Below are 21,644 nucleotides of genomic sequence, written 5' to 3'. Positions count from 1 at the left end.
ATAATTTCACCTCGTTTTGCAATAGCCAGGAGGTGGGGTCATCGGCGAAGGCCCCTTACGGCTGTGCAGATAGTTTTTAGATTTATTTTATCCGTATTATTAGGAACTTCTTATGAGAAATATTCTTAAGAGCAGCTTTTTAGCGCTATCTGTGTTTGCCGCTGGCGTGTCGGCCAAGGGGCTTTATTTGGAAGGTTCCTTGGGTATCGCCAAGGCTGACTATGTAGAACAGGAACGTCCTCGTAGGTTGCAGCAGGCAGAGGACCATGTGAATGAATGCTTTGATGGTATGGATTGCAAAGATACGGGGCCTAGCGGCGATTATGCTCTACGGGATAGAATGGAATATATAGGCTATGGCCCTGTGCTCGATTTGAAAGTGGGACGTGGTTGGCAAAAGCTGGCTGTATTTGGCGTTATCCAAGGTGTTTATACCGAAGGCCTTCATGATTTTGATTGTTATGTGGTGGACGAACCTGTGGAGTACCATGGCGACGATGGAAACTACGCTTTTCACAATCATAGAGTAGAGCATGAGGAGTATCTTCGCTACAGCGAACTTCATTCCCTGTCTACGCGGTTGTTTCTTGGTTCAGGTTTCACGTTTTTCCCCTTTGCGAAAAAGGAATCTCCCTTGACGGGGTTTCATACCGGAGCATCTTTCGGTTTCTCTATTATCGAGACCCAAGTAGATGAAGAAATGGCCGGCGTGGTTGAACGGAATCATGGCACAATCGAAATCACATCTCTGAATTACAGTCTAACTTTTGATGTGGGTCATACCTGGGCTATTAACGAAAAGTGGAACATGGGCGCAGCCTTGACTGCGGCTTTTGAAAACCCGGTCGAACCAGAGAAGGAATACAGCATGTTCAACCTGCATACTATCTGGGTGGGGTTGCGATTTGCTAGGAAGTAATATATATTAGCTCTGTATTTTGTTTGGAATAGCTCCTTATGCGAAAATTTATTTCCTTGTTAGCATTTGCCTTTGCCCTGCTTTTTTCGGGGTGTGCGACAGGCCCGAGCAGTGTGGTCATTCAGCCGACAACGTCTTTTTGGACCGGCAGTCCTGTAATGTCGATGTACGTCCTTTATCCGGAACCGATGATGTTCGAGTTCCCTATGGCAGATTGGATTGTCATGAAGATGCGTGCGTTGCCCGACATGGCGACGCTAGTGGAGCTGGCCGACATTGATAGGTATTCCAACTCCTATGTCAAATTGAAAATCGAAGGCCAGACAAGGCCTTTGTTCGAAAGCATCGAAACGGATAGCAGGATTGATTTCAACCAGCCAAGCGAACAGGTTCTCGTTGCGCTTTTCAATTACTACTTGGCAAGGACCAAGGCCATAAATGCAGACAAGCCCATCAAGTACGGGCCTATAAAGGTCGATAGGAAAGATGGTGATTATTATGCCTGGACGGTGTCTTCCAACGGATCGTACACCATTGCGTATGCGGTCTTGATTACGAAGAACGGTAATTTCTTTACTATCGAGATAAACCAAAGCAATCGCAGCACCGACGTCGAAAAAACCATGCTCGGGATTTTGACGAACCACCGTCCTTATATACCTTGAGACAATCGGCTTATGCGTAAAACGCATTAATTGTCATTATCCTTTTAGAATAATCCAAAATGGATAATCCTTTTTGGATAAAAATGATATATATTTACAGCATAGACGAGGTATTGCCATGGATTATGCCGTAATAAACCCTTTCTTGACTTCGGGTTATATCGGTGCGGATTACTTTTGCGACCGTGAAGAAGAAACCAAGAAACTCACCCGTTTGTTGACTAACGGGAACAATGTGGCATTGATTTCTTCGCGCCGTATGGGGAAGACGGGGCTTGTCCGGCATTGTTTTGCCCAACAAAAAATCACCCGCAAGTACAACACGTTTGTAATTGACATCTACGCGACAAAAAATCTTAGTGATTTTGTTTACGAGATGGGACGCCAGATCGTGAATACCTTGAAACCTCGCGGGAAAAAGGCGATAGAATCATTTATCGATACGGTAAAGTCGCTACGGACGGGGATTACGTTCGATGTGCAGGGGTTGCCCTCGTGGAATGTGGAACTGGGAGGTGTTCAGGCTCCAGCAATCACCTTGGAAGAAATTTTTTCGTACATCGAAAATGCCGGTAAACCATGCCTGATTGCCATAGATGAATTCCAGTCCATTTCGTGCTATCCTGAGAAAAATGTCGAGGCTACGCTGCGCACCTATATCCAGAATTGCCATAATGCAAATTTTGTATTTGCCGGTTCGGAGCGGAGCATGATGGGTGAAATCTTTATGTCGGCTGCGCGCCCTTTTTACCAGAGCGTGTCCATCATGAATTTGGATGTGATTCCCGAAGACAAATATTCCGCTTTCGTAAAGCACCATTTCGAAGCTAACGGACGCAACATTGCCGAAGATGCAATACACGAGACGTATGGCCGTTTTAATGGCGTCACGTGGTATATCCAGAAAGTTATGAACTACGCCTATTCCATTACAGACAAGGGCTGTTCGTTTGAATTGACTCAACTGGAAAGTGTGGTGGAAGACATCGTCGAGGAAAACTCGGAGATATACAAGAACATGCTCTTCCTCCTGACTCCACCGCAAAAGACGCTTCTTGTTGCCATTGGCAAAGAAGGGCGTGTTTCGCAAATTACGGGGCGTGCGTTCCTGAAAAAGTACAGCCTTTCGGCGAGCAGTGTCCAAAAAGCTTTGGCTACTTTGCTTGAAAAGCAGGTTGTTACGAACAATCAAGGCGTTTACGAGGCCTACGACAAGTTCATGACCATATGGCTTGGCTGGGGCTGAGTCCTCAAAATTCCCCCAAATTGCCCGAATTTTCCTAAAAATTGCCGTTTTTTTGCAAAAAAAAGCGTTTAAAAGCTCTACAACGCAAAAAAGGGCCCGTTCCCCCGCTTTTGGCTATTTGGCAGTTATCTTTTGGTGGGTATCTAAAAAAAAGGAGAACCATGAGGAGATCAAAAACCGCAATCAAGGCAGCGTTATGCCTTGGCATTTTCATGGCTTCGGCCATGGCTCAAGAATCCACCGCGGCGGCAACGTCCGTGCCCACCAAGTTCTTCGACGAGAACGGCGCCTATTACGGCCCGGACTGCGACAAGGACAAGAACTACAGCGGCGCCTACTATACGGGCGATTACACCAGCGCCTTCAAGAAATACTTGGGCAAGACCGATGAAGAGATCCAGGAAAAAATGGACGCTCTTTGGAATCACTACTTCAAGGGTGATGATAATTCCAAGGTCTTTTACGACAAGGGTAACGAAGGCTACATCAAGGACATCAACAACAACGACGTCCGTTCCGAAGGCATGTCCTACGGTATGATGATTGCCGTGCAGACGGGTCACAAGGAAGAATTCGACAAGCTCTGGAAATGGGCCAAGAACCACATGTGGCACAAGGGCGGTGACTGGGACGGTTATTTTGCGTGGCAACGTAACGACAGTGGCACCGGTGGCGATGACAACTGCGCGCCGGACGGCGAAATGTACTTCATGATGTCCCTCCTGTTTGCGGCAAACCGCTGGGACGATGATCAGTACAGAAAGGACGCCCATTATATCATGGACAAGATGTGGAACAACCCGAGCCACAAGCTCTTCAACCAGGGCAACTACATTATCGTGTTCCAGCCGCTTGGCAGCGGTAACGATTTCTCCGACCCGTCTTACGACTTGCCGGCTTACCTGGAATTGTTCTCCCGCTGGGCCGAAAAGGATACCGACAAGTGGAAAAAGGCTGTGTCCGCCGCACGCAATCACCTTTATGTGTCTTCCAACAAGAACTCCGGTTTGTTCGCCGACTACAGCACCTTCGATGGCCAGCCGCAGTCTTATTCGTACAACCAGAATTCGACCAAGTACATGTACGACGCCATGCGCTCCGCGATGAACTTCGGTATGGACTTCTACCTGTTCGGTGCCGACTCTGCTCGCGAAGTTGAAATGGCAAAGCGTATTATCGACTTCTTCGAGAAGGACAAGTATGAGCATGCCCGCTTCAACTGGGACGGCACGGGTGGTTCCGAAAGCTACACGCAGGGTGAAAAGGGCGCAAATGCCGTGGCCGCCCTGGCCCTCAAGGACGTGAGCGGTTACGATGAAATTATCAAGAAGAACCTGCAGATGGCCTGGGACGAACCGTTCATGACCGGTCAGTACCGCTACTACGACGGCCTAGTCCACTACCTCGCCATGCTCCACCTGTCCGGCACCTTCAAGATTTGGAAGCCGAAGCCGAAGGATGTCAAGGAAAAGACGATGGAAGCCGCCAAGATTGGCGACACTGAATTCAAGGAAGGCGACATCATCGATTGGTTCGAAGACTGCCAGCTTTACAAGGTGACCTTCACGGCATCGACCACCACCCCGCCGACACCTGGCGATTCTACGGTCACGACTCCGCCGCAACCGGGCGATTCTACGGTTGTCTCGCCGAATCCTGGCGTCACCACGCCGACCCCGGGTGATTCCACGGATGCGATTCGCCAGATGTACATGCGCGATTACGGCTACAAGATGCAGCGCGACTACAACCTGAAGGGCTGCAAGGTCAACAGCTCCAACAGGGCCCGCGGCGCCTACTACGGCAGGATGGTCCCGGCCAAGTAAGGCTCGCTGAAATCATTTGAAACGATTTGCCCGGCTTTTTGGCCGGGCTTTTTCGTTTCACCCGCAAAAATTGCCCTTTTTGCGCGAAATTCCGGTGTTTAAAAGACTACAACAAAAAAAGGTTTACGTTAGACCTCCTTGGGATGTTTACCATTTATTTTTTTTGTTAATAACAAAGAGGAGTAACATGAGGAGACAAAATAAGTTCATCAATACGGCCGTATTGTGCCTTGGCTTTGCCGTGGTTTCGGCCATGGCTCAAGACAACACGGCAACAAAGCCCGTGCCCACCAAGTTCTTCGACGAGAACGGCGCCTACTACGGCCCGGACTGCGACGAGACGAATTACTCGGGAGCCTACTACACAGGCGATTACACGAGCCCCTTCAAGACCATCCTGGGCAAGACCGACAAGGAAATCCAGGACAAGGTTGACGAACTGTGGAACCACTACTTCGGTGGCCAGAACGACAAGACCGTGTATTACGAAGACAACGACGGCGGCTACATCGTCGACATCAACAACAACGACATCCGTTCCGAAGGCATGTCCTACGGCATGATGATTGCCGTGCAGACCAACCACAAGGAACAGTTCGGCAAGCTCTGGAACTGGGCCAAGAAGCACATGTGGAAGGACCCCGCCACGGGTGGAAGCGGCTATTTTGCCTGGCAGGCGAACCGTGACGGTTCCGTGCGCGACTGGGGCAACGCTCCCGATGGCGAAATCTACTTCATGATGTCGCTTCTGTTCGCGGCACACCGCTGGAACGACGAAGGCTACATGAAGGATGCGCAGAGCATCTTGAAGGCCTGCTGGAAAGGCAACGGCCAGTCCCTGTACAGCGAACAGTCCTATATCGCGACCTTCCAGCCGTCCGACGGCAACAACACCTGGGGCGACGCCTCCTACAGCTTGCCCGCGTTCGTTGACCTGTTCAGCCGCTGGTCGACGACCAACAACGACAAGTGGAAAAAGGCGACGAAGGCCACCCGCGACCACATCTACAATTCTGCCAACCCGCAGTCGGGCCTGTGCAGCGACTACAGCAACTTTGACGGAACTCCGCATCACGCATTCAGCGACAACTCTACCAAGTATGCGTTCGACGCCATCCGTTGCCCCATGAACTACGGCATGGACTACTACCTGTTCGGTGCCGATGCGGAACGCCAGACGAAGATTGCGAAGGTCATCACCGACTTTTTCGAGAAGGACGGCTACAAGCACGGCCACTTCAACTGGGACGGCACTAGCGGTTATGGTGATTTCACGATTGGCCAGGCCGGTGCGAACGCCGTGGCGACCTACGCCTTGCTGGACGTGCCCGAATATAAGGACCTTGTCAAGAAGGTGCTGCAGAAGGCCTGGGATTCCAAGCCCATCGTCGGTAGCCAGCGTTACTATGACGGCCTCGTGCACTTCCTCGCCATGCTCCACCTGACCGGCAACTTCAAGATCTGGAAGCCCAAGCCGAAGGAAGTGAAGGAAAAGACGATGGAAGCCACCACAATCGGCGACACCGAATTCAAGGAAGGTGACAAGATCGACTGGTTCGAAGATTGCCAACTCTACAAGGTGACCTTCTCCGCTCCGGCAGCTCCCACGCCGCAGCCGGGCGATTCCACGGGTGTCACCACGCAACCTGGCGACTCCACGGGTGTCACTACGCAACCCGGCGATTCTACGGCCGTTGCCACGCCGCTGCCGTATGAATCGAAAGACTCTACGGATGCGATTCGCCTGATGTACATGCGCGATTACGGGTACAAGATGCAGCGCGACTACAACCTGAAGGGCTGCAAGGTCAACAGCTCGAACAGGGCCCGCGGCGCCTACTACGGCAGAATGGTGCCAATGAAGTAAGGCTCGCTGAAATCATTTGAAACGATTTGCCCGGCTTTTTGGCCGGGCATTTTTCTTTTCAAATAGAAGAAGGCCGCAACCTTGGTGATTGCGGCCTCTGTTGGTGTGAAGAAGGGTATGTTCTGCTACGGCAGCACGGAAAGCTTGTAGATGCTTTGCGTGCCCGCTTCCGGCGTGTCGATGACATGTTCGCCGGGGAAGAACTGCCGCACGGCGCTCTGCCACAGGACGCGGCCCTGGTAGTCGAACTGCACGATGCTTGCGCTGATGGGCCTGGTGGTGCGCACGTAGAGCTTGCCGTCGCGATAGGCGAGCGAGCCTTGGCTTGGCTGGCGGACTGTCCCGATTCCGGTTGTCTGGCCTTCGCCCGATGAGCTCGATGTAGCCGGATTGACATCGCCTGCGCTGCTGGAAGATGACGGCTGTGCGCTCTGCATCTTGGCGATGCCCGCCTTCCAGGCGTCCACGGCGGCCTGCGACGTGTTGAGCGCCCAGTCTGCCTCGTTGTCTTCCTTGCTCTGGCTGAACCACATTACCGCGAACACGCGCGAGAAGTCTGTGGCGAAGTGCTCGAACATGTCGGTAATCCATTCGGCCTTGTTGCCGCCCTTCTCGGAGCTCGAGATTTCGGCGATAAAGAGGGGCTTGTTTATGTTGGCAAGTGCGTCGTAGGCCTTCTTGAACACCTGCGAGAACGACTGCCAGCTAGACCAGCTTTGGCACGTGCCCCAGTTGTAGCCGTCGATGGAGATGTAATCGACGTATTCGTCGCCAGGGTAGTTGCCCGTGAGCGTGGTTCCGCTGCCCTGGTTCGATGCGTTGGTGGTCCATACCCACTTGACGTTCGTGACGCCTTCCTCCTTGAAGATTTTCACGATGTGGCGGAAGGCCTCGGCGACATTCGCGTCGGTGTTACCGGCACCGGATTTCCCTACCCCCCAGTCGTACCAGTCACCGTTCGCTTCGTGGAGCGGCCTGAGCCAGATTTCGTCGCCGAAGCCCTTCACGCCTTTTGCATAATCACGGATGTAGGTGTCGGCCTTGCCGTCCACCAGTTCCTGCGCCTTGTAGCCGTTCGCCATCCATGTGACGACCAGCGTGGAGCCGTTGTTCTTCGCAACATTCGCATACTGCGCGGTTGCGTCCCAGTCGTTGATATCGAAGAGCGCAAAATAGCTGATGAGGTCGAGATGCGTGCCCTGCAAATCCTGGAAAGCCTGGACGTTAGTCTGCGTAGGTTGCGGGTACTGGCCGGGCCCGCCGACCCAGGCACCAATCTGGAAAGCTAAAGTAGTCATAGGCAGGATTCCCAGCGTGAAAAGGAGATTCTTGAACATAAGGTCCTCAATTTTGATGGTGTGCGGAAGGCCGCTTTGTACACTAAAAAATAAGTCGGCCGGAGTCCTCCGTTAACGGCTGTTTTGTATGATTTTACCAAAGTGTATCTAGTGTTTGGTCTGCAAAAAAGGGGATGTGGCGTGTCATGCTATGAAAAGCGGCGCGTTAGAGGCTATATTTATGAATAGGGGATAGGGAATCGAGATGAGATGTCGTGACCATATAGGGAGAATATTTTTGCTGGTGGGTGTGCTGTCCGGTGTAATTTATGCCGGTGTAATAAAAATACCCATGGGTGCCGAGGATATTTTCCCGTGCTATAAGGCAGATGGCCGTACCTGCAAAGTCGTCAATTATGCCAGTTCGTCCGACATGCCGATGGATGGTGAACTTGCCTTTGTCGGAAACAAGATGGACTGCCTGTATGCCGACGGCAGGGCGTATATTATCGCGCGGAGCAATGCTCCTGAACAGATTCACGATACCGTATTTTGGGGGACAACTTCACGTTGCTACGACGATAACTGGAATTGTGGAAACCTTGGCGATAGCGTCGAAATTCCGCGATCTACAAAAATGGGACGCTATTTCCACTCCTGCAAGAATACGGTGGCGACGACCAAGGGTTGCAAGCCTGTAGAAAAAGGTTTGGAAATTCTTGTGACAGATGAAATGAAGATGATGCCGATGACACGTGCGGCGCTCTTCTATTATTTCAATGCCCACCAAAAGAAAAGCTTCAATTCTTTGATGGAATGGCTCCTGAAAAATGATAAGATGGACGGTTTCTTCCAGACGTTGCCGTGGGGACTCAAAGAAGAAGATTTAATTCGTGCGGGCAATCTCGCGGTTCCCGGTGTGACAGAATTGAATTTCTATTTACGCGACAAGAAAGTAGAAAGCAAAAGTTATCAGAAGGGGAACATCAAGTCGTTTGGCGAGTTGATGAATTCCTGCAAGGAGTGGGGTAAATCTCATGAAACTCCGTAACGTTTGCTTGGTTTGCCTTTGGTTGGCGTTGCATGCGTTTGCGGCATCGCCCCGCGTTGCGGAATACTGCGCCGAAATTGTAGACGACAGTACGTATCGCCCCTTGTTGATCAAGGATCTAGATGAACCTATCAAGGATTGGATTTATCCGGATTCAATTCCCTGTGAGCGTACTCCATGCCAGGCAAGTTGGGAAACGGAGAGTAAGGTCTTTTTCCCGTACGATATTGAATGCCGTGAAGATGGTCTGTTGGCCGGCTTGTTTGGCGGTGGCGGAGGAGGGCTTGCGTTTTGTACGCATTGTCCGAAGAGGCCGATAAAGTTACAACGAATAGAGAAAATCAAATTGTATGGCAGCAAAGATATGAATGGTTGCTGTCGAGGTTTGCAAAAAGATGAATTCAGCAGGAGAACTTTTCACCTGCGCAATGCTCGTGAAACCCTGAAGGCTTTTTATGGCATGACATTTTGGGGAAAGTGGAGTGGCGAATGGGAAACCAACGGCAACGCGGATCTCCCGCCGATGGAACGTGATTTCCCTGCAAAGTTGGTTGGCGAATGTAACGATACGATTCCCGCTGTAGAGTACTGCGTGAGCGGTGGAAAGAATGTGGAACTTCATCTGGTTGACTATTACGACGTGTTGCCGCGGCTATTTTTCAGCGATGGAAATAACGAAAAGGATGATGAAGAAAATGAAGATGCGAACAAGATGATTTGCGAAGGAACCATGCGCGTTGAAAAATCATACGAGATGGATTTTGGAAAATACGGGAAAAGAACGTTGGCACATTTTGTGGAACAGGACACTTGCCATTTGACAAATATTATCGCAACAGAGGTCTATATTCCAATTCCCAAGTTTATCGGTGCCGATGTACTCAAGGGAATACCTGCAAAAAGCCTTTATGGGAAACGCATCCCCATATCATCGAAGAATATTTTGAATTGCAATTTCGATACCGTTGAAAGGAATGTCCAATTCTATGCCCGCATCGGTGGTAAATGTGGTAAGCTGGATTTGCAGAAAAAAGAGAAAATGAACATCTTTGAATTTGAGCAAATTGAAGATATTCGGCACCATACGGAGAATATGGTTCATTGGATTTCGTGCGGAGATGATTTTGTTTGCCCGCTGAGCTGCATTGAAGTGAAGGACATGTTGCCATGAGATGGAAATGCTTGTCGCTCTTGTTTGTTCTTTCTTGTTCCCTTTTTGCGAAGGGGGTGCCGACGGCTCATTTTTGCGTCGACTACTTTGAAAGAAACGATGAAAGCTACAGCTTGATAGTGGCTTCAACTCGCGGCCTTTTGCCTGATTCAAAATGGAAGTGGCCAGATTCAATTGCTTGCGGAGATGTTTTTTGGGAAAATAAACTTGTTCTGAATTACAAGGACGAAGAAATTGTCTTTGATGCAGATTATGATACAACCTCTGAACATTTCAGCTGTAAAATTTGCAATAGTGACGACCGCTTACGGAAAAGGAAAGTGTTCCCTCCGTCCATAGATTTTTTGAATGCTCATAAGTATTACCCATCTTTTAGAAAGGATAATAAGTCTCCAATCGATTCGGCTTTTGTTAGAGGCCTTTATGGGAAAAAAATTAAAGCGGAATGGAATAGTGCGCTTTCGTGTTCGTGCCCTTCTTACAGGGCGCCAGTCTTGAAGACGACTTTGAATATTGTAATTGATGGTGAATGCCCTAAGAAAAAACCGATTGAGGAAACTCAAAATGCGACAGTGGAAAATAAGCCTGCCGCAGGGGAATCTGTTGCTGAAGAATCTGTTGAGGCGGATTCGCTAGATGAGGAAACTTCGGTGAGCTCGGGATGTTCTTCTTGCCTGGATAAATGTACTTCGGATGAAGAAGAAAAACTTCCGGAGATGGCGGCGGGAATGTTCCCTTGCTATTGGGAGGATGCAACCCGTGAAAAACATCAGGTTGGTTTCTATGGCAGCACCAAGCAAATGAATATGGTGGACAAACCGGAAGGATTGGTAGAGAACATGGAGTGCTTTGACGTGAATGGGGAACGTTTTTTGGTGTTCGGGACTAATGTTCCCAAGCAGTTTTATTCAGAGCAGAAGCGAGGCTATTGGTCCTTGCCCTCATGTTATGAAAGTGTGAATGATTTTGAAAAAATGGTCGTTCGGGAAAAGCCCTTCTATTTTTGCAAAGATAAATCTGCTCCCGAGGGCTGTAAGGCGGTAGCGCACGGAATAGACATTGTGTTCGATGTGAGTGGAAAATTCAGTGGCTGGGATCGCGAAGCTTTGTGGTTGTATGCAAAACTGATGGAATCCAGTGATGCCTATTCATTTATGCATGATGTGAGATATGGTGAATTGAATAAGGTCCTGCTGCCTGCAAATGTCATGGGAAAAGCCTTATTGAAATTAGGCGATGATGCAGCGCAGAAGACGGCAGGCATGGCGTTTTATCGCGGAACCCAAAAAGTGAGCTACGAGAAATTTAGCCGGAAGCAACTGACATCGCTAAAGGATGCTCTTGGGAAATGCAAGGCGTGGAGTGTCCCGAAAAAGTAAAAAACACCCGAAGCCATTTGTTGACCTCGGGCGAGATTTTTAATGCAGCGGTCGCCTTACTGCTAGTCCTTCAAGCAACGAATTGACATTCTGGTGGTTTTGCTAAGAATAATCATACTACTATTATTATTGGACACAACCGCATCGGTGTTGTTGTAGGATAAGACCACATAGTACGCGTCTCCTTCTTTCTCGGATTCAGTGGCGCTCCAGAAAAATGCATTTTCTTTATCGTTGCTACGATCGGTATCAGATATCATGTAGCCAGCAGGAAGCGCACTGAAACCAGTCGCATTGGTTCCTTTATCGTCGTGATCTTTCCAAACAACAGAATCCTTGAGCACGATACCCGCTATATGTTTCTTATTTTCGTCCACATTCTGAATTAGCTGTTCCCACTCGCCTTTTGTAGGCAAGTGCCATCCGTCGGGGCAAACCCCCTGAATGTTTCCGTTAACATCAGGCGTGCTATTGTTTATAGCAGCGTTCCAGCTATAGTAGCGGCCGTACTGGGAGCAGTCTCCGTCAAAGCAGCTGCTGCCAGTAACCTCGTAATCCAAGTTTTGCGCCATCCAGGTCTGCGCTTTATCACCAGTGCCAATCGTTACCATTTTATAAGTGCCAATCTCGACCGATCCCCTCATTGCGCAGAATTCGTTTTCCGGGTTGTATTGTATTCCTTTGCAGGTCTTTTTTTCCTGCTTCTGATTTTCAACGCAATCATACTTCGTGGGGTCGTAATCCTCGCCGCCGCAAAGTTCATACATCTTCTCGCCATAACAGAAGTGAGTTTGTACATCATAGCGGATTGGAGAGTCCTCCTTGAAATAGCAGAATTTCTGCAACTTTCCACTTTCGCAGAGGTCTTTGCCCGGAGTATAAACTTCGCCGTCGCACAAGTCGTACAGCTCCATATCAAAGCAGAATTTTTTTGCCGGGTCATACGGTGTTGCGCCGCATACAGCCTTGTAGAGCTCGGTCTCCACGTCACCGCATTTCAAGGTGACAATACCGTCCTTGTCGCTTACAATCTCGCAGCTTGTGCCACTTGTACCATTCTTCAAAGTACCCTTGACCTTGTCCCCGCATACGATATCGTAGCCGTTTTCTTTTGCATTTTCAACGGCGGTGCAGCTTTCACCGTTATCGCCATTCAGCGACTTAAGCCAATCTTCCAGCGAGAGCTTGGAACCAGACAGTTCATAAGCGGACTTGCCGTCTTTACCGTCCTTTCCATCCTTGCCGTCTTTCCCATTTTCACCATCGTTTCCGTTTTTGCCATCCTTGCCGTCTTTACCATCATTTCCGTTCTTGCCGTCCGACCCATCTTTACCATCGGAACCATCTTTTCCGTCGGAGCCGTTTGCGGCCGAGGCGCTCATTTCTTTCCACACGCTGTCGGCGCAGAAGTATATGGATGCTTGGTCCTTCACGTAGACCATGTCGCCGGAATTGTCAGCAGTACACTCGCCCAGGTCTTTGAACTTGGTGACCGAAGTCGGGCCAGTGGTTTCGGTGACGTTGGTCGTTTCGTCACCGCATGCCGTAAGAAAAACTGCTGTCGCCAAAGCAAGGGACGATGACCATAATAATTTATTCATGAGATACTCCTTCGATACTCGCAAAAAAGGTTGTAAAAAACATGCCTAAAACTACGCTTTTGTGCACTGCCTGTCAATAAGGTGTATTGTCTTTTCTTGAGAAAAAGGTGTGTTTTCCCTAGCAATTCGTGCTTCCCGGGCAACTGGAATAAACTACAGTTCTTCCAGTGCAAACGGCAACATGTACAGGGGCTTGAGTTGCAGCGTCCCTACATGGTCCACGTCTTTTTGCGAGAAAAGGATTCTGCGGTAAATCTTTTTGGAAAACTTTTCTGCGAACTGGTCGATGGATTCGTGGTTTCGCGTTGCCGATGACTTGATTTCGACAGGGACAACCTTATTGCCGTGCGACAGCAGAAAGTCAATCTCGTAGTAATGCGTGCTGTTTTCTTTTTGCCAGGTGTGGTAATACAGCTCCCTGTCGCTTGCCGCTATAATCTGGGCCGCGATGTTTTCGTACAGGTAGCCTAAATCGGCATCCAGTTTGTCGCTTAGGAGTTTCTTGTAAATCTCGTTGGTCTGTTTCGAGTTGTCGAACATCAGCGAAATAAAAAGTCCCGTATCGGCGGTGTAAAGTTTGAATTTGTTCAAATCCTTTGTCTGCGCGAGGGCCGTGCCCGGGTTGGTCACGTGGTAGCAGGCGAGCACCGTCTTGGAGTCCATCAATTCAAAAAAGCGTTCCTCGTCTTTTGGCGTTTTCTGCTTACCCGTCGCTTTAGTGATTGTGAAATTTTTTTTCTTCAGCGCAAGTTGGCTTGGGATGGCCTTGTAAATGTTGGACAGGCGGCCCGTCGGGTCCAGTTTTTTTAAGTCGTCAAAATACAGGTCGTTGATTTTCCGCTTGATTCCGTCGATGGTCTCGAAGTTTTCTTTGCGGATGTATGCGTCAACCGCTTGCGGCATGCCGCCGACAGCCATGTAAAGCCTGAAATCACGCATCAAGCTCCTGTTGGTTGCATTCCCGATGGCGGTCTTAGCTTTATAGATTTCGCGTATTACGGAAGGATCCTTGCCGATGGCCCACATGAACTCTTCGTAATCCATAGGATAGACATTGATCTTGTGCTCTTCGGAAGGGATGACTATCCCCTGGACATTCTTTTTGATGGATATGAGCGAACCTGTTTCGATATAGTCGTAGCGGCCGTCTTGGACAAGGTATTTGATCGCCTGGCGCACTTTGGGCTGGAGTTGGATTTCATCAAAGATAATTGCGGACTTGCGTTTTTTAAGAGTTACGCCCGTTTCTGCCTGAAGCCGCAAAAAGAAAAGGTCCGGCTTGGAGATGTCGCGAAAAACATCCAGCATCTCGTTCGTGACATTGGCGAAATCGATCCGGATGTAGGATTCGTATTCGTTCTTGGCGAATTCCTCGGCGATGGTGGATTTGCCTACACGTCGAGCCCCTTCCAGAAGGCAGGCGTACCGCCCGGAGTAAGTCTGTTTCCACTCCTTCATTTTGTCATACGCCTTGCGCTTGAACATACTTCCTCATCTTTTTTAGAAGTTACAGATTTTTCAACATAAATATACACTAAAATTATAGATATTTCAACATAAAATCTGTTGAAAATTATAGATTTTTCAATATAAAAACTATCAGAAATTATGCTTTTTTCAATATGAGCGCTAAAATTGCCACGAATTTGACGATGTTTTATACGTGTTTGGCGAAATTACGCTAAAAACGGCAATTTGATGAGTCTTGCAACAGCTTCTCGAACAGTGGGCGATATCCCGCGATGTCTTCCACCTGCATGATGGTTGTGATCTTGTTGCCGGCATCCTTGGATGATGCCCCGCAGTGGAAAAGTTTCTCGCTGACGGTCCCGAAATCCAGGTAGATGTATCTGTCGTGGAATATGTTCCCTGTGGCACGAACATCGTCAAATTTCACATCCGGGCGGGCGGCCCTGAAGTCTGCCAGCATGCTCCCGGTCAGGCGGGAACGACCGTGCTGTTCGCTGAAAATCTTGATAGAGACACCCTTCGCCACGCAGCGCAACAAGTCGAGAGTCTTTACATCCAGGTAGTGGCATGGCTACGCCATGCTTTTTTCTGAGCCTCGGCAATGTCTATGCAAGCATAGCCGCTGCTCTCGGCTTTTGAAAAAATATCTACAATCAGCACAGACTTCTTCGCCATGCCGTAAATCTGCGTGTAGGCGACATCGGCCTCTAACCGTTGCCCGTTCAAAATCAGGAAATGCTTGAAGGTGCTCGGGTCGACGAAATTTGCCATAACTTTTTGGAGAAAACTCTCGTTTCGCTCCACCTTGTTAGAAAGCGTGCGGACATCCGTGGCAATCTCGGCGATATCCCGCGTGTTTTGACTCGTCTGCGTCGCCAAGGCGACCATCCCCACGGAAACATCCGGTGCATTCTCCGCAGCAATGTAGTCCTTCATCTGCTTGAAAAGGCGGATAAGGGCCTTGCTTTGGGCGGTCGCCTGTTCGCCCTTGAGGACCGTCATGAGCATGTAGATGCCCTGCTCCGTGAAGGCGTAGGGCATGTATTTTATATTCGACCCGCGTCCTCCATTTTTCAAGGACGAAAATTTCAACCTTGAAGGACTTTCGCTTGCGATCGCCATGTTCAAGGTCAATTTTTTTGACCTTGAAGCGCTGTTGTTTTCCGATTCCGTGTTCAAGGTGCAAAATTTGCACCTTGAAAGTTCTTCGATTTCATTATTTGATAATCGAAATCGAAAATCTTCATCGAATTTTTCAATATTTTTCTTGACCTGCTGGTTAAAAGCCTTCGTACTATACCCGTAAATCTCGGCCAAATCAGCATCGAGCATGACCTTTACCCCGCGGATGGTGTATATACGCGACTTGAGCAAGTTCTCGTCTATCAGGGAAAAAACGGGCTTTTTAGGCGCGACGGTTACATCTTTCTTCATTTTGCCCCCTTTGCAAAAAAAAGGACCGTCCCGCCTTTATGCGGAAACGATCCTTAATACCACCTTTTCTGGTGCTAGAAGCAATATACAAAAAAATAGGGCAACTTGAGGTGCAATTTTTGCACTTCAAGATTTCTTGCGGCTCAATTACGCATCCCCATTTTCGACCTCGATAAAAACGAAAGCATACAGTAATTGTGCTGTGTTGAGTGGTTGTCAAGTATTCTTTGACAACCACTTTAGGGGTTTAGTCCTCCTTCTCCGCCCCATCTTGATATCCGAATTTCGGACATCAAGATTTCTTGCAGTTCAATTTCGCATCCCTAGTGTGAAGTCACAATTTGTGACTTCACGAAGACTTTTTCGTCAAAATGGATATTTAAATTCTATATTCCCACTAGTACCAACTTACGGAGACTGGATGCTGTTTAGCAAATCTTGGTTCATTGTCTAGGGCCTTGGGAGACTTTCCTTGGGCCGTCTTCCAAGGCGATTTTTATGCCCGTCATAAAAAATCAACCTGGAGATAAACAATGAAAAATTACACTATCCGCACGGAACAACCGCGCGACTTTAAGACCGTCGAAAACCTTACCCGCGAAGCCTTCTGGAACGTTTACCGTCCCGGATGCACCGAGTATTACGTGCTGCACTGCTACAGGAGCGAGCCCGACTTTGTGCCGGAACTCTCGCTCGTGCTGGAAGTGGACGGCGAAATCATCGGGCACGTGATGTACGCGTGGTCGCACATCGACGCCGACGACGGACGCAAAATCCGCACGATGACCTTCGGGCCCATCAGCATCCGCCCCGACTACAAGCGCAAGGGATACGGGAAAACATTGCTCGACCATTCCATGCGCATTGCCGCCGAGATGGGCGCGGGCTGCCTCCTGATTTGCGGGAACATCGCGTTTTACGGCAAGAGCGGCTTTGTGGTCGCGAGCACCAGGGGAATCCGCTACGCCGACGACCCCGACAGCGACGCGCCCTACTTCCTCTGCAAGGAACTGCAAGAAGGGTTCCTCGACGGAATCACCGGCAGCTACCGCGACCCCGAACCGTACTTTGTCGCCATGCGCAACCCCGAGGCATTCGAGAAGTACGACGCGGGATTCCCACCGAAGGAAAAGCTCGTGCTGCCCGGGCAGTTAGGGTAATTACATTTGCGAAAGCGCATATAGCGGACATATTTCAACATGGCGGATGGCGTTATTGTCAAGAGAATCGACATAATCGAATTCGCCAAAGTTTTCAAGGGAACAGCGATAGGCGCTCGTCAGCTTCTTTTCCCGCATCATAATCCAAAGGCTTTTCATTCCGCCTTGTGTTCCCGCCTTCACTTCTATAGGAGTCACACGTGCATTGCGAACATCTAGATAATCCACCTCCGCTAGGCTATTTCTTTGAGTTCGGCTCCAGTAGAAAATTTCATGACGAATGTTTGGCGTCTTATATCTGAGGATTTCCAGCCCTGCAACCATTTCGGCTAAAGCGCCCTTATTGACCAAATCGGCTCCGCTCGCAGTTAATATCTGCGAAATAATCTCGGAAATATCGCCCAAATTCAAATTTTGGAGTCTAAGCTGTAAGCCAGGATCCAACAAAAGTACCTTTTGTGTTCCCGAGTCAGCCTCACTCCCCAAGGGAAGGCCGTTGGCGCTCGACCGTGTAACAGGGATGGCGAGTCCAGCAAGAGTCAACAAATGCAGGGCTTCCTGAACTTTTTCAGTCCTATATTCCCCGACCTTTGAATAAGTAAATTTATGCGTAATCTGGGATGCGATACTCTGAAATGTTTTTCTTAACAAGGTCGGATCGACCTTCTTTTTGTATTTCGCAAAATCATCTTCGTACGTGACTAAAATGTCGTCTTGGATAGCCTGACATTCCAGGTAATCATGGCTTTGAACCCATCTTACCACAGATTCGGGCATTCCGCCTACTAACATGTATGTTCTGAAGTATTCCACCAGTTTATTGTGAACGGTTTGCGGCAAGGGCTTTTGCGGGGACGATTGGTTCCTGAGTTTTAACAGGGCTATTTGCCCATTTGCTTCGAGAAACTCATCAAAAGTCATCGGATGCATGAACATGGAATGGATCCGCCCCACGCCGAATGTCGGTATGTCGTTAAGCGCAAATTCCAACAGCGACCCCGCCGCCACGACGTGTAAATCGGGCATGTCTTCCTTGAAAAAACGCAGGGACATAATAGCATCCACACATCCCTGAATTTCGTCCAAGAATAGGAGAGTTTTCCCTGCAACAATCGGAGTCCCCGTAATAGCGGAAAGTTCAGAAACAATGCGGGATACATCCAAATTGGTCGTAAAGACTGCCTTGAATTCAGGATGCTTTTCAAAATTGATTTCGACCATGTGTTCGAAATTTTCGCCTAAGTGGCGGACTGCGCTGGACTTGCCCACCTGGCGGGCCCCCCGCAATAAAAGCGGTTTATGCCTGGGAGAATTGGCCCATTCCTTTAAATATCTGTCAATCAGCCTGCTAAAGTACATTTTGGCCGCCTTTTGTAAAATTCCAAAGATAAATATATAACTTTTTTGCAAAAATCCAAAGAAATAATTTGATAAATTTTGTAAAAATCCAAAGAAATGACATAAGATGTCCCCTTTTTGATGTATATTCTTAACGATGCTTATCGTTTCTTACAGACCGGGCGATGACCAGTTGTTCAACCGGTACATGAAAACGGCCTATTCCGTAAGCGACGAAATCCCCGCATTCAAGGTCTTCTACGAGAAATATTACGGGTGATTTTATTGGAGAGGGACGTTGCCCCTAAAACCCCGTTCCTGTCACTCCGCTGTCACGTCATTATTATATATTTCATTTGTCATGTCATCCCCGCCCATTCGGCACGCTCAGGGCAGGCTCCGGCGGGAATCCAGCGCAGGAAGTTGTTTGTAAAAGGTTTATATGGCAAAAGTTGCAAAGGCGAAGAAGTCCGTCCCCGAAAAGTCCGTAGAGGCCTCCCTCTGGGAGTCTGCGAACAAGTTGCGCGGTAGCGTGGAACCCGCCGAATACAAGCACGTGGTGCTTTCGCTTATCTTCCTCAAGTTTGCAAGCGACAAGTTCGAGGAACAGCGCGAAAAGCTCATCGCCGCCGGCCGCCAGAAATACGTGGAAATGCCCGAGTTCTACAACAAGGACAACGTCTTTTACCTAGAAGAAACTTCCCGCTGGAGCTTTATCATCGAGCACGCCCGCCAAAGCGACATTGCGCTGCTGATCGATACCGCACTTGCGAACATCGAAAAGAAGAACAAGGCATTGCGCGGGGCGCTCCCTGACAACTATTTCTCGCGCCTGCAACTCGACACCGCAAAACTCGCGGCGCTCATCAGCGACATCGACGGCATCGACACCATCAAGGACAAAGAACAGGATGTCGTTGGTCGCGTCTATGAATATTTCCTCGGCAAGTTCGCCATCGCCGAAGGCAAGGGCAAGGGCGAATTCTATACGCCCAAGACAATTGTCGGGCTCATCGCCGAAATGATTGAACCCTACCGCGGCAAGATTTACGACCCCTGCTGCGGTTCGGGCGGCATGTTCGTGCAAAGCATGAAGTTTATCGAGGCGCACCACGGCAACAAGCGCGAAGTCTCCGTATATGGCCAGGAATACACCGGCACCACGTACAAACTAGCGAAGATGAACCTCGCCATCCGCGGCATCTCCGGCAACCTGGGCGACAAACCTGCCGACACCTTTGCCGAAGACCAGCACAAGGATTTGAAAGCCGACTTTATCATGGCGAACCCGCCGTTCAATCAGAAATCGTGGCGTGCCGAAAACGAACTCCTCGATGACCCGCGCTGGAAAGGCTACACCGTGCCGCCCACGAGCAACGCGAACTACGGCTGGATTCTGAACATCCTCTCAAAACTCTCCGAAAACGGCGTGGCAGGCTTTTTGCTCAGTAACGGGGCCCTCAGCGGCGAAGGCGACGAACAGCAAATCCGCAAGGAACTTTTGCAGAACGACAAGGTCGAGGCAATCCTCATTCTGCCCCGCAACATGTTCTATTCCACCGACATCAGCGTGACGCTCTGGATTCTGAACAACAACAAGACCGCCCGCGAAGTCAAGGTCGGCGATGCCATGCGCAAGTACCGTAACCGCAAAGGTGAAGTGCTCTTTATGGACCTGCGCCAGATGGGCGAACCCTTCGAAAAGAAATACACCCAGTTCAGCGCCGAGGACATCGCAAAAATCAGCGGCACCTACCACAAGTGGCAAACGCAGAAAATCAAGGACGAACCCGAATACTGCGCCACCGCCACCCTCAAGGAAATCGAGGCGAAAAACTGGTCGCTCGTGCCGAGCAAGTACATCGAATTCAAGAACCGCGACGAGGCCGTGAACGTTGACGAAAAGATGCGCGAACTCCAGGCGGAAATGCGCACCCTCCTCAAGGCCGAAAAAGAAAGCGAAAAGGAACTCGCCAAAGTGTTCAAGAACCTGGGATTTGAACTATAAAAAAAGAGAATTTATGGCGAATAAGATCTCCCAAAACGACCAAATAGTCATCTACCAGACCAGTGATGGTAAGACGCAGATTGATGTCCGCATGGAAAACGAGACCGTTTGGCTGAATGCGGAACAAATGGCCCTACTTTTTGAGAGGGACAGCAAGACTATTCGCAAGCATATTGACAATGCGATAAAAGAAGAATTGGCTGGCAATGTGGTTGTCGCAAAATTTGCGACAACCACTCAACATGGCGCAATTAAAGGCAAAACGCAGACCAAGGAAGTCAATTATTACAATCTCGATGTCATTATCTCTGTCGGTTACCGCGTAAAAAGCAAACATGGCGTACTGTTCCGCCAATGGGCAAACAAGGTTCTGAAGGATTACTTAGTCAAAGGGTTCGCTATCAATAATAAGGTTGCCGCTTTAAAGTATGATGAATTGTGTAAACTGGTGAAATTGGTCGGTCGGACTGCCAAAACGCAGGAAAAATTGACATCCGATGAAGCATCATCCTTGGTTCAAGTTGTCTCGGACTATACATATGCCCTTGACACCCTTGACGATTATGATTACCAGAAATTGGGAATCCGCAAGGTGACTAAACGTGCTCGCTTTAAGGCGACCTATGAAAATGCGATGGAAGCTATCCAGAGCCTCAAGAGAAAATTTGGCGGCAGTTCCTTGTTTGGTCACGAAAAGGATCAGTCCTTCAAAAGTAGCATCGGGCAAATTTATCAGACCTTTGGGGGAGTCGATTTATACCCTTCTGTGGAAGAAAAAGCCGCAACACTACTCTACTTGGTGATCAAGAACCATTCTTTTACCGATGGCAATAAGCGTATTGCCGCAACCCTGTTTTTGTGGTTCATGGAAAATAACGGAATCCTTTATAACAAGGACGGATCTAAACGCATTGCGGACAACACCCTCGTTGCGATAACATTAATGATAGCCGAAAGTCGCCCTGAAGAAAAGGACATGATGGTTAAGGTGGTGGTAAACCTGATTAATAAGGACAACGGATAAAAAACAAGACTTCTACTTCCGATTTTCGCTGAATTTCGGAAGTAATACTCCCGTTTTTCTTGCCTTTTTTATGGTTTACGCGTTATTTTCGACAAAAAGGAACTATTTTCAAATTTAAGGTATCGGATAAAGTGGAATGATGAAACGGCTTGGAGACTACATACGGCCCGTAGATGTGCGGAACAGGGACTTGAAAGTGACGCGGTTG

At 49.0% G+C, this 21,644-nt stretch carries 18 protein-coding genes; 12 read left to right on the top strand and 6 right to left on the bottom strand.

Annotated features, from left to right (window positions below):
• Window positions 1–112 precede the first annotated feature (112 nt).
• The 5 genes from Q0Y46_RS12495 (at window position 113) to Q0Y46_RS12475 (ending at window position 6,523) form a co-directional block, all read left to right on the top strand.
• Complete coding sequence (locus tag Q0Y46_RS12495) at window positions 113–919, top strand: hypothetical protein (RefSeq protein ID WP_295684282.1); 807 nt, start codon at window positions 113–115, stop codon at window positions 917–919.
• A 38-nt stretch (window positions 920–957) separates the two neighbouring features.
• Window positions 958–1,584, top strand: a complete 627-nt coding sequence (locus tag Q0Y46_RS12490; protein ID WP_295684281.1) for a hypothetical protein — start codon at window positions 958–960, stop codon at window positions 1,582–1,584.
• Between the two features lie 118 nt (window positions 1,585–1,702).
• Window positions 1,703–2,830 (top strand): ATP-binding protein, encoded by a 1,128-nt coding sequence (locus Q0Y46_RS12485; RefSeq protein WP_297947777.1) that lies wholly within the window; start codon window positions 1,703–1,705, stop codon window positions 2,828–2,830.
• 161 nt (window positions 2,831–2,991) lie between these two features.
• Window positions 2,992–4,656, top strand: a complete 1,665-nt coding sequence (locus Q0Y46_RS12480; RefSeq protein WP_297947775.1) for a glycosyl hydrolase family 8 — start codon at window positions 2,992–2,994, stop codon at window positions 4,654–4,656.
• Between the two features lie 187 nt (window positions 4,657–4,843).
• On the top strand, window positions 4,844–6,523 hold the full coding sequence (locus tag Q0Y46_RS12475) for a glycosyl hydrolase family 8 (RefSeq protein WP_297947773.1): 1,680 nt from the start codon (window positions 4,844–4,846) through the stop codon (window positions 6,521–6,523).
• Between the two features lie 125 nt (window positions 6,524–6,648).
• On the opposite strand, the gene Q0Y46_RS12470 is transcribed toward Q0Y46_RS12475, so the two are convergent.
• Window positions 6,649–7,860, bottom strand: a complete 1,212-nt coding sequence (locus Q0Y46_RS12470) for a glycosyl hydrolase (protein ID WP_297947771.1) — start codon at window positions 7,858–7,860, stop codon at window positions 6,649–6,651.
• A 244-nt stretch (window positions 7,861–8,104) separates the two neighbouring features.
• Between Q0Y46_RS12470 and Q0Y46_RS12465 the strand changes: the two genes are divergently transcribed.
• The 3 genes from Q0Y46_RS12465 to Q0Y46_RS12455 are packed head-to-tail and all read left to right on the top strand — an operon-like array spanning window position 8,105 to window position 11,401.
• Window positions 8,105–8,851, top strand: coding sequence for a hypothetical protein (locus tag Q0Y46_RS12465; RefSeq protein WP_297947769.1), 747 nt, complete (start codon window positions 8,105–8,107; stop codon window positions 8,849–8,851).
• Complete coding sequence (locus Q0Y46_RS12460) at window positions 8,838–10,022, top strand: hypothetical protein (protein ID WP_297947767.1); 1,185 nt, start codon at window positions 8,838–8,840, stop codon at window positions 10,020–10,022. The genes Q0Y46_RS12465 and Q0Y46_RS12460 overlap by 14 nt, the downstream gene beginning before the upstream one ends.
• Window positions 10,019–11,401, top strand: coding sequence for a hypothetical protein (locus Q0Y46_RS12455; RefSeq protein WP_297947765.1), 1,383 nt, complete (start codon window positions 10,019–10,021; stop codon window positions 11,399–11,401). The genes Q0Y46_RS12460 and Q0Y46_RS12455 overlap by 4 nt, the downstream gene beginning before the upstream one ends.
• A 62-nt stretch (window positions 11,402–11,463) precedes the next feature.
• Here the strand turns inward: Q0Y46_RS12455 and Q0Y46_RS12450 are convergent, their stop codons facing one another.
• The 4 genes from Q0Y46_RS12450 to Q0Y46_RS12435 all read right to left on the bottom strand — a co-directional run bounded on the left by Q0Y46_RS12450 (window position 11,464) and on the right by Q0Y46_RS12435 (window position 15,906).
• On the bottom strand, window positions 11,464–13,002 hold the full coding sequence (locus Q0Y46_RS12450) for an FISUMP domain-containing protein (RefSeq protein ID WP_297947763.1): 1,539 nt from the start codon (window positions 13,000–13,002) through the stop codon (window positions 11,464–11,466).
• 153 nt (window positions 13,003–13,155) lie between these two features.
• Window positions 13,156–14,487 (bottom strand): AAA family ATPase, encoded by a 1,332-nt coding sequence (locus Q0Y46_RS12445; RefSeq protein WP_295684271.1) that lies wholly within the window; start codon window positions 14,485–14,487, stop codon window positions 13,156–13,158.
• Window positions 14,488–14,683: 196 nt separating this feature from the next.
• Window positions 14,684–15,010, bottom strand: a complete 327-nt coding sequence (locus tag Q0Y46_RS12440) for a hypothetical protein (protein WP_297947761.1) — start codon at window positions 15,008–15,010, stop codon at window positions 14,684–14,686.
• Between the two features lie 11 nt (window positions 15,011–15,021).
• The gene (locus Q0Y46_RS12435) at window positions 15,022–15,906 is read right to left on the bottom strand and encodes an ORF6N domain-containing protein (RefSeq protein ID WP_297947759.1); all 885 of its coding nucleotides are present in this window, start codon (window positions 15,904–15,906) and stop codon (window positions 15,022–15,024) included.
• Between the two features lie 533 nt (window positions 15,907–16,439).
• Here Q0Y46_RS12435 and Q0Y46_RS12430 point away from each other — a divergent pair.
• Window positions 16,440–17,066: an N-acetyltransferase gene (locus Q0Y46_RS12430; protein ID WP_297947757.1), complete on the top strand. Its 627-nt coding sequence runs from the start codon at window positions 16,440–16,442 to the stop codon at window positions 17,064–17,066.
• On the opposite strand, the gene Q0Y46_RS12425 is transcribed toward Q0Y46_RS12430, so the two are convergent.
• Window positions 17,067–18,425: an AAA family ATPase gene (locus Q0Y46_RS12425; RefSeq protein WP_366522533.1), complete on the bottom strand. Its 1,359-nt coding sequence runs from the start codon at window positions 18,423–18,425 to the stop codon at window positions 17,067–17,069.
• Window positions 18,426–18,561: 136 nt separating this feature from the next.
• Here Q0Y46_RS12425 and Q0Y46_RS12420 point away from each other — a divergent pair, with 136 nt between their 5' ends.
• The 3 genes from Q0Y46_RS12420 (at window position 18,562) to Q0Y46_RS12410 (ending at window position 21,436) form a co-directional block, all read left to right on the top strand.
• Window positions 18,562–18,684, top strand: a complete 123-nt coding sequence (locus tag Q0Y46_RS12420; protein ID WP_290959004.1) for a hypothetical protein — start codon at window positions 18,562–18,564, stop codon at window positions 18,682–18,684.
• Window positions 18,685–18,846: 162 nt separating this feature from the next.
• Window positions 18,847–20,412, top strand: a complete 1,566-nt coding sequence (locus tag Q0Y46_RS12415; RefSeq protein WP_297947753.1) for a class I SAM-dependent DNA methyltransferase — start codon at window positions 18,847–18,849, stop codon at window positions 20,410–20,412.
• 13 nt (window positions 20,413–20,425) lie between these two features.
• Window positions 20,426–21,436, top strand: a complete 1,011-nt coding sequence (locus tag Q0Y46_RS12410) for a virulence protein RhuM/Fic/DOC family protein (protein WP_297947751.1) — start codon at window positions 20,426–20,428, stop codon at window positions 21,434–21,436.
• Window positions 21,437–21,644: the final 208 nt, after the last annotated feature.

This window comes from uncultured Fibrobacter sp., assembly GCF_947305105.1.
GTDB lineage: Bacteria > Fibrobacterota > Fibrobacteria > Fibrobacterales > Fibrobacteraceae > Fibrobacter.
This window is presented reverse-complemented; position numbering and strand designations above follow the sequence as displayed.

Bases quoted from the DNA above. Each gene is read 5' to 3' on its own strand.
- Q0Y46_RS12495 (WP_295684282.1), top strand. From the start codon at position 113: ATGAGAAATATTCTTAAGAGCAGCTTTTTAGCGCTATCTGTGTTTGCC.
- Q0Y46_RS12490 (WP_295684281.1), top strand. From the start codon at position 958: ATGCGAAAATTTATTTCCTTGTTAGCATTTGCCTTTGCCCTGCTTTTT.
- Q0Y46_RS12485 (WP_297947777.1), top strand. From the start codon at position 1,703: ATGGATTATGCCGTAATAAACCCTTTCTTGACTTCGGGTTATATCGGT.
- Q0Y46_RS12480 (WP_297947775.1), top strand. From the start codon at position 2,992: ATGAGGAGATCAAAAACCGCAATCAAGGCAGCGTTATGCCTTGGCATT.
- Q0Y46_RS12475 (WP_297947773.1), top strand. From the start codon at position 4,844: ATGAGGAGACAAAATAAGTTCATCAATACGGCCGTATTGTGCCTTGGC.
- Q0Y46_RS12470 (WP_297947771.1), bottom strand. From the start codon at position 7,860: ATGTTCAAGAATCTCCTTTTCACGCTGGGAATCCTGCCTATGACTACT.
- Q0Y46_RS12460 (WP_297947767.1), top strand. From the start codon at position 8,838: ATGAAACTCCGTAACGTTTGCTTGGTTTGCCTTTGGTTGGCGTTGCAT.
- Q0Y46_RS12455 (WP_297947765.1), top strand. From the start codon at position 10,019: ATGAGATGGAAATGCTTGTCGCTCTTGTTTGTTCTTTCTTGTTCCCTT.
- Q0Y46_RS12450 (WP_297947763.1), bottom strand. From the start codon at position 13,002: ATGAATAAATTATTATGGTCATCGTCCCTTGCTTTGGCGACAGCAGTT.
- Q0Y46_RS12445 (WP_295684271.1), bottom strand. From the start codon at position 14,487: ATGTTCAAGCGCAAGGCGTATGACAAAATGAAGGAGTGGAAACAGACT.
- Q0Y46_RS12435 (WP_297947759.1), bottom strand. From the start codon at position 15,906: ATGAAGAAAGATGTAACCGTCGCGCCTAAAAAGCCCGTTTTTTCCCTG.
- Q0Y46_RS12430 (WP_297947757.1), top strand. From the start codon at position 16,440: ATGAAAAATTACACTATCCGCACGGAACAACCGCGCGACTTTAAGACC.
- Q0Y46_RS12425 (WP_366522533.1), bottom strand. From the start codon at position 18,425: ATGTACTTTAGCAGGCTGATTGACAGATATTTAAAGGAATGGGCCAAT.
- Q0Y46_RS12420 (WP_290959004.1), top strand. From the start codon at position 18,562: ATGCTTATCGTTTCTTACAGACCGGGCGATGACCAGTTGTTCAACCGG.
- Q0Y46_RS12415 (WP_297947753.1), top strand. From the start codon at position 18,847: ATGGCAAAAGTTGCAAAGGCGAAGAAGTCCGTCCCCGAAAAGTCCGTA.
- Q0Y46_RS12410 (WP_297947751.1), top strand. From the start codon at position 20,426: ATGGCGAATAAGATCTCCCAAAACGACCAAATAGTCATCTACCAGACC.